Source organism: Methylobacterium sp. AC315 (assembly GCF_979253755.1).
This window is the reverse complement of the sequence record NZ_CEEDEA010000162.1, coordinates 1-232: the sequence shown is the minus strand read 5'-3', so window position 1 is coordinate 232 and position 232 is coordinate 1. Positions and strand designations below refer to the sequence as shown.

The following is a 232-nucleotide window of genomic DNA, read 5'->3' as shown; positions in this document are numbered from 1 at the left end:
ATGGTGCACTACCCCGATGTCACGGCGGCGCTCTGGCGCGAGGTGCTGGTGACCGCCTCGATCACCAACGAGTGGCTGATCGGGCTCGGCCGCCGGTCCGGTCCCAGGCGCTTGGCGCACCTGTTCTGCGAACTGTACGTCCGGCCGAAGGCGGCGGGCCTGGTCACGGCGGAAGGACGCTGCCCCCTCCCGATCACCCAGACGGTCATGGCCGACGCGCTGGGCCTCACCC

The 232-nt window shown here is 71.1% G+C and carries 1 pseudogene; it reads left to right on the top strand.

The features are described 5' to 3' along the window. Window positions 1-232 (top strand): annotated as a pseudogene (locus AC0IY0_RS29115) (Crp/Fnr family transcriptional regulator); the annotation flags it as partial.